We start from the raw sequence: 8,544 nt of genomic DNA, 5'->3' as shown, positions 1-8,544 counted from the left end.
GCCCACGCCACAATCCGACGCCGCCGGTCGCCCACGACGCGCTCACCTCCCTAACCGGTACAGACGCCGGACGCGGGCGAAAATCACCGGCCGGCGGCGGCGATCCGCAGCGGGCCACGGGGGATGTAACGATTCAGTTTCGGGCGGCGGGGGACGTATTGACACCGATCGGGGCCACGCTGAAACTACAGGGAAGTTTGAAACGTTCCAAACCACGGCTGGAGATGAACCGGAATGCGTGACCTGACCGCGGTCAAGGACGCCCTCAAGAATCACCAGATCGAGCTGCCGTCGTGGGCGTTCGGGAACAGCGGGACCCGGTTCAAGGTGTTCGGCCAGCCCGGCGTGCCGCGCACCCCGTATGAGAAGGCCAGCGACGCCGCGCAGGTGCACGCGTACACCGGGGTCGCGCCCAGCATGGCGGTGCACATCCCGTGGGACAAGGTCGACGACTACGAGGCGCTGGCGGTGCACGCCAAGAACAACGGCATCCGCATCGGCACCGTCAACTCCAACGTCTTCCAGGACGACGACTACAAGCTCGGCAGCGTGTGCAACCCCGACCCGCGGGTGCGCAAGAAGGCCCTCGCCCACCTGCTGGAGTGCGTCGACATCATGGACGCCACCGGCTCGCGGGACCTCAAGCTCTGGTTCGCCGACGGCACCAACTACCCCGGCCAGGACGACATCTCCGCGCGGCAGGACCGGCTCGCCGAGGCGCTGGCCGCCGTCTACGGCCGGCTCGGGCCCGGTCAGCGGATGCTGCTGGAGTACAAGCTGTTCGAGCCGTCGTTCTACACCACCGACGTGCCAGACTGGGGCACCAGCCTGCTGCACTGCCAGGCGCTCGGCCCCAGGGCCATGGTCGTCGTCGACACCGGCCACCACGCGCCGGGCGTGAACATCGAGTTCATCGTCGCGCTGCTGCTCAAGGCCGGCCGGCTCGGCGGGTTCGACTTCAACAGCAGGTTCTACGCGGACGACGACCTGATGGTCGGCGCGGCGGACCCGTTCCAGCTGTTCAGGATCACGCACGAGGTGGTCAAGGCCGGCGCGCTCGCCCCGGCCGCCGGCGTGGCCTACATGCTCGACCAGTGCCACAACATCGAGCCGAAGATCCCCGCGCAGATCCGCTCGGTCATGAACGTGCAGGAGGCGACCGCCAAGGCGCTGCTCGTCGACACCGGGGCACTGGGTGCGGCGCAGCGCGCCGGCGACGTGCTCGGCGCGAACGCCGTGCTCATGGACGCCTACGACACCGACGTCCGGCCGCTGCTCGCCGGGCTGCGGGAAGAGCTGGGCCTCGCGCCCGATCCGGTCTCCGCGTACCTCGCGTCCGGGTACGGGGAAAAGATTATTTCGGAACGGACGGGCGGTTCCCCCGCAGGCTGGGGTGCTTGAGTCTGATGGAAGACGCAGTCCGCGCGCTGCTCGCGCGCAGCAACCGGCTTGGCGCCGATCCGCGCACCACCAACTACGCGGGCGGGAACGCCTCCGCGAAGGGCACCGCCACCGATCCGGTCACCGGGCAGCCGGCCGAGCTGCTGTGGGTGAAAGGCTCGGGCGGCGACCTCGGCACGCTCACCGAGGCGGGCCTGGCCGTGCTGCGGCTGGCGGCGCTGCGTGACCTGGCGGGTGTCTATCCGGGTGTCGAGCGCGAGGACGAGATGGTGGCGGCGTTCGACTACTGCGCGTTCGGCCTGGGAAGGTGGGGGCCAGGTGGGCCAGCAGAGCGCGGCGCGGCGCCGTCCATCGACACCGCGATGCACGGCCTTGTCGAGGCCGCGCACGTGGACCACCTGCACCCGGACGCAGGCATCGCGTTCGCGACCGCCGCCGACAGCGAGGCGCTGACCGCCGAGTGCTTCGGCGACCGCGTGGCGTGGGTGCCGTGGCGGCGGCCGGGGTTCCAGCTCGGCCTCGACATCGCCGCGATCAAGCGGGACCACCCGGCGGCCATCGGCGTGATCCTCGGCGGGCACGGCATCACCGCCTGGGGCGACACGTCGGACGAGTGCGAGGCGCACTCGCTGGAGATCATCGCCGCCGCGCAGAAGTTCATCGCTGAGCGGGGAACCACGAGGCCGTTCGGGGAAAAACTCTTCCAGACACTGCCGGAGACCGAGCGGCGGGCGCGAGCCGCGGCCCTCGCACCGGTGATCCGCGGCCTCGCCTCCGCCGACCGGCGGCAGCTCGGGCACTACACCGACCACCCGGCGGTGCTGGAGTTCACCGGCAGCGAGAAGCTGTCCGCCCTCGCCGCGCTCGGCACCTCGTGCCCCGATCACTTCCTGCGCACCAAGGTGCGGCCGATGGTCGTCGACCTGCCGCCTTCCGCGCCGCTAGAGGCGGTCATCGCGCGGCTGCGGGAGCTGCACGCTTTGTACCGTGCGGACTATCAGGCCTATTACGAGCGGTACGCGGACGCGTCGTCGCCGCCGATGCGCGGGGCCGATCCGGCGATCGTGCTGGTGCCGGGGGTCGGCATGTTCAGCTTCGGCGCCGACAAGCAGACGGCGCGGGTGGCCGGCGAGTTCTACCTGAACGCGATCAACGTGATGCGCGGGGCCGAGGCGATCTCCACGTACGCGCCGATCCCGGAGAGGGAGAAGTTCCGCATCGAGTACTGGGAGCTCGAGGAGGCCAAGCTGCGGCGGCGGCCCGCGCCTCAGCCGCTGGCCGGCCGGGTGGCTTTGGTGACCGGCGGCGGATCGGGCATCGGGCGGGCGACGGCAGAGCGGCTGGCGCGCGAAGGGGCGTGCGTCGTGGTCGCCGACCGGTCCGCCGAGTCGGCTGGTGAGGTGGCTGCCGGGATCGGATCGGCTGACGCGGCGGTGCCGGTCACCGCGGACGTGACCAGCGAGGCCGAGGTGGCGGCGGCGTTCGCGGCGGCGGCGCTAGCGTTCGGCGGGGTGGACCTCGTGGTGAACAACGCGGGGCTGTCGATCTCGAAACCGCTCGCCGAGACGTCCGTGGCGGACTGGGACCTGCTGCACGACGTAATGGCGCGCGGGTCGTTCCTGGTGTCGCGGTCGGCCGCCGCGATGCTGGAGGCGCAGGGGCTCGGCGGGGACATCGTGTACATCGTGAGCAAGAACGCGGTGTTCGCCGGGCCGTCCAACGTCGCGTACGGCGCGGCGAAGGCGGACCAGGCGCATCAGGTGCGGCTGCTCGCCGCCGAGCTGGGCTCGATTGGGGTGCGCGTCAACGGGATCAATCCCGACGGTGTGGTGCGCGGGTCGGGGATCTTCTCCGCCGGGTGGGGCGCGTCGCGGGCCGCCGTGTACGGGGTGCCCGAGTCCGAGCTCGGGGCGTTCTACGCGTCACGGACCCTCCTGAAGCGCGAGGTGCTGCCCGAGCACGTCGCCGCCGCCGTGTTCGCGCTGTGCGGTGGCGACCTGCCGCTCACGACCGGCCTGCTCATCCCCGTCGACGCGGGCGTGGCGGCGGCGTTCTTGCGATGACTTCGCCCGTCGGTTCCGTCGTGGTCGCCGGCGTCGATCTCGGGGCGTCCGGCGGGCGGGTGCTCGCGGCGCGGGTGTCGCCTGACGGGGTGTCGCTGCACGAGGTCAGCAGGTTCCCGAACGAGCCGGTGCTGGCCGGCGGCACGCTGCACTGGGACATCCTGCGGCTGTACTCGTCGGTGGTCTCCGGGCTGCGGTCAGCCGCTGCCTCGTTTTCCCTGGCCAGCGCCGGGATCGACTCGTGGGGCGTGGACTACGGGCTGCTCGATTCGTCGGGGGCGCTGGTCGGCAACCCCGTGCACTACCGGGACGTTCGCACGAACGGGGTCTCCGTGCCGGTGCCGGCTTCGTCGCTGTACGCGGTGACGGGGATCCAGCACCTGCCGTTCAACACGATCTACCAGCTCGCGGCGTCGCTGGGGACGCCCTTGCTGTCGGCGGCGTCGACCCTGCTGCTGATCCCCGACCTGCTCGCGTACTGGCTGACCGGGGCCGTCGGGGCCGAGGTGACCAACGCCTCGACGACCGCGCTGCTCGACGTGTCGTCCAGGACGTGGGCGGTTGACATGATCGACGCGGCGGGACTTCCGCGCGGTCTTTTCCCGCCGCTGCGCCGGCCGGGCGACGTCATCGGGCCGGTGGGCGAGCTGCCCGGGGTGAGCGGGGTGCCGCTGATCGCGGTCGGATCGCACGACACCGCCTCGGCGGTGGCGGCGGTGCCTTCCGCCGGGCCGGCCTTCGCCTACATCTCCTCGGGGACGTGGTCGCTGGCGGGGCTGGAGCTGACCGCGCCGGTGCTGTCCGAGGAGAGCCGGCTGGCCAACTTCACCAACGAGGCCGGAATCGACGGGACCATCAGGTACCTGCGCAACGTGACCGGGCTATGGCTGCTGCAGGAGTGCGTGCGGTGCTGGGGCCCGGCCGCCGGGTCGCTGGAGTCGCTGCTGTTGTCGGCGGCCGCGGTGCCTGCTTTGCGGTTCGTGATCGACGCCGACGATGCGGTGTTCCTGCCGCCTGGCGGGATGCCGGACCGGATCGTCTCGTGGCTGTCCTCGCGCGGGCTGCCGGCCCCGTCGGAGCCTCCGCAGATCGTCCGGTGCATCCTGGACAGCCTGGCGCTCGCCTACCGGCGTGCCCTGCTCGCCGCGCAGTCGCTGTCCGGGCGGCACGCCGACGTGGTGCACATCGTGGGGGGCGGGTCGAAGAACGAGCTGTTGTGCCAGCTGACGGCGGATGCGCTCGGCCTGCCGGTCCTCGCGGGGCCGGCGGAGGCGACCGCGCTCGGCAATGTCCTGGTGCAGGCGCGTTCTCTCGGGGCGGCGCCTGGGTCGCTGGACGGGATGCGGGCGCTGCTGCGGTCGTCGGCAGGGCTCTCGCTGCGCTCTTACTCCCCGACTGGGGGCGTTGCCGTCTGGGAGGCCGCCGCTCGGCGTGCGGGACTGGGCTGAACCGCGATCGCCTCGATCTCGACGAGCTGGCCGGCGTAGCCGAGCACGGCCACGCCGAGCAGCGTGCTCGGCACGTCATGATCGCCGAAGAAGGCCGCCACCTCATCGAAGGCGGCTGCCAGCTCACCGCGGTCACTGCTCGCGACGTAGACGGTGGTCTTGACCACGTCCTCGATCGCCGCCGCGGAGTCCTCCAGCGCGGTCCTGAGGTTGGCTAGCGCCTGGCGCGTCTGCGCGATGAGGTCACCAGGGGCGACAACCTTGCCCCGCTTGTCGAGCGGGCAGGCGCCGGCGGTGAAAATGAGATCGCCCGCGCTGGCCCTGGCGGCGTAGGCGTACCCGGTGTCGGCGAAGAGCCGCGCGCTGCGGACAAGGTTCACGGCCATGACAGGAGTCTGCCACGGCCGTGGCGCCCTAAGAGCGGGCCGCGTCGTTCAGCGGTAGTCGTACTCGCCGCGGTCGAGCTGCACGACCCGGTCGCCGTATCCGTCCCCGTATCCGCGCTGGCCGACCAGCTCGCTGACCATCTTGCGCAGGTGCCGCACGCCGCTCATGCTCGCGATCACAACGCCAGCGACGGCCGCGAGGACCGAGGCGCCGAACAGCGCCAGGCCGACGATGACGTGTCCGAACAGCATCAAGATCACTCCGGCGACAAACGCCACCGGCACGGCCGCCACCAGGAGCACGGCGAGCACCACCGCGGCGATCACCATCTTCCCCGACCAGCCCATCGTCCGGTCCGAGTACCAAGCCGCCATGTCACGCACCCCTTTATCAATCCAGCTACTAATCAAGATATGTCGTGTATCGGCGGTACGCAACTGCGGCATACGATGCCCGCATGAAAACCACCGACGAGCCCATCTTCGTGGAGGACGTCGAGGGGTCCGCCCGCCCCGCGGCGTACTACCTGGCGGAGTCCCGCGATGGCCTGTACGTGCCTTACTTGCTGCGAACGCCCGCCGACGAGGGGCGATTCCCGTTCGTGTTCCTCGCCTACGGCAACGGCGGGGGCGGGATCGGCTGGCTGCGGGAGTGGACGCGCACGCGCTCGTCCATCATGGAGCGCCTCCTCGCGGCCGGCTACGCGTGCGGGTGGGGACGATACCGCACGGAGGTCGACCTCGGCTTCAACCGCGGCGGCCCGCTCATGGTCGACGCGCGCCAGGGCATGGAGGTCATGAACCGCTCGCCCCTGGAGTTCGAGGATGAGCTCGCCATCCTGCGGCACGTCGCCCGGCACCCGCAGGTGGACGCGGGCAACCTCGGGCACGTTGGCGTCAGCCACGCCGGGGAGATGCTGTTCAAGCTGGCCTCCCGGTACCCCGGAATCCTGCGGGCGGGCGTGGCCAGCGAGCCGGCGAATCACGAGTTCCTCGACCTGCGGATGAGCGACGCCGCGCCGGTCAACCCCGAGACGGGCCTGCGGGACATCGAGGAGATGCAGATGCGGGACCCTGCGTGGGTACGGTCACGCACCAACCTTCCGGTCGCCCGCGAGCGCATCGCGCCGATCGACGTCCCGATCCTCGTCATGGGCCGGGACGGCGACCACCTCCAGGGCATCTTCCGCCTCAGCTACGAGCTGCTGCGGGAAAGCGGTAAGGAGGCGTCGTGGGTGACTTGGGACCACCCGCTGCACGGCTACCTCTTCCCGGCGTCGTCCGACGGGGCCACCGCCAGCCCGGACCAGGTCCAGGAGGACGCGATCGAAGGCGTCATCGCCTTCCTCGACCGGCACATGAACCCGCGCCGGTAGCGACGACTATCCGGAGATCGCGGCCTTTACCAGCTCGGTGACCTTCTTCTCCACCACGGGGGTCCATTCCGTCAGGGCGTACGACACCGGCCAGATGTCGCCGTCGTCGAGGTGCGCGTCCTCCTGGAAGCCCAGGGTCGAGTAGCGGTACTTGAACTTGCCCGAGTCCTGGAAGAAGACGACGACCTTGCCGTCCGCGTTCGCGTAAGCGGGCATTCCGTACCAGGTCTTCGGCGTCAGCTCGGGGGCGGTCGCAGTCACCGTCACATGCACGCGCTCGGCGAGCGCACGATCCTCCGGTGCCATCCCGGCGATGGCGTCGAGGACCGCCTGCAGGCCGTCGGCCTTCTTGGCGCCCTTCTTCCCCTCGGCGCGCAACTCGGCGGCGCGCTTCTTCATCGCGGCACGCTCCTCGGCGCTGAAGCCTTCGGTCTGGGTCTGGGCATCCTTCGCGGGCATTGTCAGGCTTCCTTTCTTGACACTCTCTTGGCACTCAGGGGCTCGGTGTCGTCCCGGCCTCCCAGTGAAAAGGCTAGGCCCCGGCACCATCGCGGTGCTTCTCGATTCCTGCTCGAATGTTCGTATGCCGTTACGGCGGCTGCCGTTGCGTGGCTGCCGTGGCGGCGGGTTAGCCTCACAACAGCCGCTCGCTACGCAGGGCCAGGGAGGATGAGATGAGGGCTGCGGTGTTGCACGCCATCGGGGAGCCGCTGCGTGTCGAGGAAGTGCCCACCCCGCGTCCGGGGCCTGGGCAGGTGCTGGTCAAGGTCGCCGCCGCGGGAGTGTGTCACTCCGACTTGCATCAGCAGGACGGGAGCGTGCCGCCGCATCGCATCCCGCTGATCATGGGGCACGAGAACGCCGGGTGGGTCGCCGCGCTCGGGCAGGGCGCCGAAGGCCCGGCCGAGGGAGATCCGGTCGTGGTCTACGGCGGATGGGGCTGCGGGCATTGCCGCTTCTGCCTGGGCGGCCATGAGCAGCTGTGCGACGGCGCGCGCTGGGGAGGCCTGGGACCGGACGGCGGCTACGCCGACTACCTTCTGGTCCCGGCAACCCGCCACCTGCTGCCGGCCGGTCACCTGGACCTCGTCAAGGCGGCGGGCCTGACGGATGCGGGCCTGAGTTCGTACCGGGCGGTGAAGAAGGCCCTGCCGTACCTGCTCGCGGGCACCACGGCCGTGGTCATCGGGGCTGGCGGGCTGGGCCAGTACGGCGTCCAGTACCTCAAGCTGATGACGAGCGCCACCGTGATCGCGGTGGAGACCTCACCGGTCAGGCGGCAGCTCGCGATGAGCCTGGGCGCCGATCACGCCATCGACGGGTCCGCCGCCGGCTCGCTGGAGGAGATCCGCGAGCTCAGCGGCGGTGAGGGCCCGGCGGCGGTGCTCGACTTCGTGGGCATCGACGCCACGATGAGACTGGGCCTGGCCGCGCTGGCCCGGCAGGGGCTGTTCGTGCTGGTCGGCCTCGCCGGCGGCAGCGTGCCGATGGGGTTCTTCAGCCAGGCACCCGAGGTCGCCTTCACCACCAGCGTCTGGGGAAGCCGCAACGACCTGGCCGAGGTGATCGCCCTGGCGCAGCAAGGCAAGCTCACCGCGGCAACCGAAACCCACCGGCTTGACGACATCAACCAGGTCCTGGAACGCCTTGAGCTCGGCCTCGTCGAGGGACGCGCTGTCGTCGTACCCTGAACCTTCCTGCGCCGGTCCGCGTCAGGCCTGCCTGAAGCGGACCCGCAGGCCGCAGCGGCGCGCCATCCTGATGAACCACAGGACGGACAAGACAGTGCCCGCGGCAACACCGGCGATGGTCACCACGGTCGTGAACAAGAGAAAGACCGAGGCCGGCTCAACAGCGAGCACGATCGCCA

9 protein-coding genes are annotated in these 8,544 nt (G+C 70.6%); 6 read left to right on the top strand and 3 right to left on the bottom strand.

Annotated elements, in window-relative coordinates; translation table 11 throughout:
• The 4 genes from WA805_RS07525 to WA805_RS07510 all read left to right on the top strand — a co-directional run.
• A partial coding sequence (locus WA805_RS07525; protein ID WP_425241973.1) for a hypothetical protein occupies window positions 1-242 on the top strand: 242 nt, incomplete at its 5' end.
• Complete coding sequence (gene rhaI / locus WA805_RS07520) at window positions 235-1,401, top strand: L-rhamnose isomerase (RefSeq protein WP_425241972.1); 1,167 nt, start codon at window positions 235-237, stop codon at window positions 1,399-1,401. The genes WA805_RS07525 and rhaI, both read left to right, overlap by 8 nt.
• Before the next feature lie 5 nt (window positions 1,402-1,406).
• Complete coding sequence (locus tag WA805_RS07515; protein ID WP_422289007.1) at window positions 1,407-3,464, top strand: bifunctional aldolase/short-chain dehydrogenase; 2,058 nt, start codon at window positions 1,407-1,409, stop codon at window positions 3,462-3,464.
• Window positions 3,461-4,912, top strand: a complete 1,452-nt coding sequence (locus WA805_RS07510) for a rhamnulokinase (RefSeq protein ID WP_425241971.1) — start codon at window positions 3,461-3,463, stop codon at window positions 4,910-4,912. Before WA805_RS07515 ends, WA805_RS07510 begins: the two co-directional genes overlap by 4 nt.
• On the opposite strand, the gene WA805_RS07505 is transcribed toward WA805_RS07510, so the two are convergent.
• Together WA805_RS07505 and WA805_RS07500 are read right to left on the bottom strand one after the other, a co-directional pair.
• The gene (locus WA805_RS07505; RefSeq protein ID WP_425240374.1) at window positions 4,849-5,298 is read right to left on the bottom strand and encodes a RidA family protein; all 450 of its coding nucleotides are present in this window, start codon (window positions 5,296-5,298) and stop codon (window positions 4,849-4,851) included. The two genes, WA805_RS07510 and WA805_RS07505, sit on opposite strands and share 64 nt — an antisense overlap.
• Window positions 5,299-5,346: 48 nt before the next feature.
• Complete coding sequence (locus tag WA805_RS07500; RefSeq protein WP_422277964.1) at window positions 5,347-5,673, bottom strand: hypothetical protein; 327 nt, start codon at window positions 5,671-5,673, stop codon at window positions 5,347-5,349.
• 83 nt (window positions 5,674-5,756) lie between these two features.
• On the opposite strand from WA805_RS07500, the gene WA805_RS07495 reads away from it, so the two are divergent.
• Window positions 5,757-6,674: an alpha/beta hydrolase family protein gene (locus WA805_RS07495; RefSeq protein ID WP_425241970.1), complete on the top strand. Its 918-nt coding sequence runs from the start codon at window positions 5,757-5,759 to the stop codon at window positions 6,672-6,674.
• A gap of 6 nt (window positions 6,675-6,680) precedes the next feature.
• On the opposite strand, the gene WA805_RS07490 is transcribed toward WA805_RS07495, so the two are convergent.
• Window positions 6,681-7,133 carry an iron chaperone gene (locus WA805_RS07490; RefSeq protein ID WP_425240372.1) on the bottom strand — a complete coding sequence of 151 codons (453 nt, stop codon included), beginning with the start codon at window positions 7,131-7,133 and terminating at the stop codon, window positions 6,681-6,683.
• Window positions 7,134-7,348: 215 nt separating this feature from the next.
• On the opposite strand from WA805_RS07490, the gene WA805_RS07485 reads away from it, so the two are divergent.
• Entirely contained in the window at window positions 7,349-8,365 is a 1,017-nt protein-coding gene (locus WA805_RS07485; protein WP_425240371.1) for an NAD(P)-dependent alcohol dehydrogenase, read from the top strand.
• The last annotated feature ends 179 nt before the right edge of the window (window positions 8,366-8,544 follow it).

The organism is Trebonia sp. (genome assembly GCF_049794275.1).
In the GTDB taxonomy this organism is placed as follows: domain Bacteria; phylum Actinomycetota; class Actinomycetes; order Streptosporangiales; family Streptosporangiaceae; genus Trebonia.
Note: the sequence above shows the minus strand (reverse complement) of the source record. Positions and strands in the feature narration are given on the sequence as shown.

Excerpts from the sequence above, each read along its gene's own strand:
- WA805_RS07510 (WP_425241971.1), top strand. The coding sequence starts at position 3,461 with ATGACTTCGCCCGTCGGTTCCGTCGTGGTCGCCGGCGTCGATCTCGGG.
- WA805_RS07490 (WP_425240372.1), bottom strand. The coding sequence starts at position 7,133 with ATGCCCGCGAAGGATGCCCAGACCCAGACCGAAGGCTTCAGCGCCGAG.
- WA805_RS07515 (WP_422289007.1), top strand. The coding sequence starts at position 1,407 with ATGGAAGACGCAGTCCGCGCGCTGCTCGCGCGCAGCAACCGGCTTGGC.
- WA805_RS07495 (WP_425241970.1), top strand. The coding sequence starts at position 5,757 with ATGAAAACCACCGACGAGCCCATCTTCGTGGAGGACGTCGAGGGGTCC.
- WA805_RS07505 (WP_425240374.1), bottom strand. The coding sequence starts at position 5,298 with ATGGCCGTGAACCTTGTCCGCAGCGCGCGGCTCTTCGCCGACACCGGG.
- WA805_RS07485 (WP_425240371.1), top strand. The coding sequence starts at position 7,349 with ATGAGGGCTGCGGTGTTGCACGCCATCGGGGAGCCGCTGCGTGTCGAG.
- rhaI (WP_425241972.1), top strand. The coding sequence starts at position 235 with ATGCGTGACCTGACCGCGGTCAAGGACGCCCTCAAGAATCACCAGATC.
- WA805_RS07500 (WP_422277964.1), bottom strand. The coding sequence starts at position 5,673 with ATGGCGGCTTGGTACTCGGACCGGACGATGGGCTGGTCGGGGAAGATG.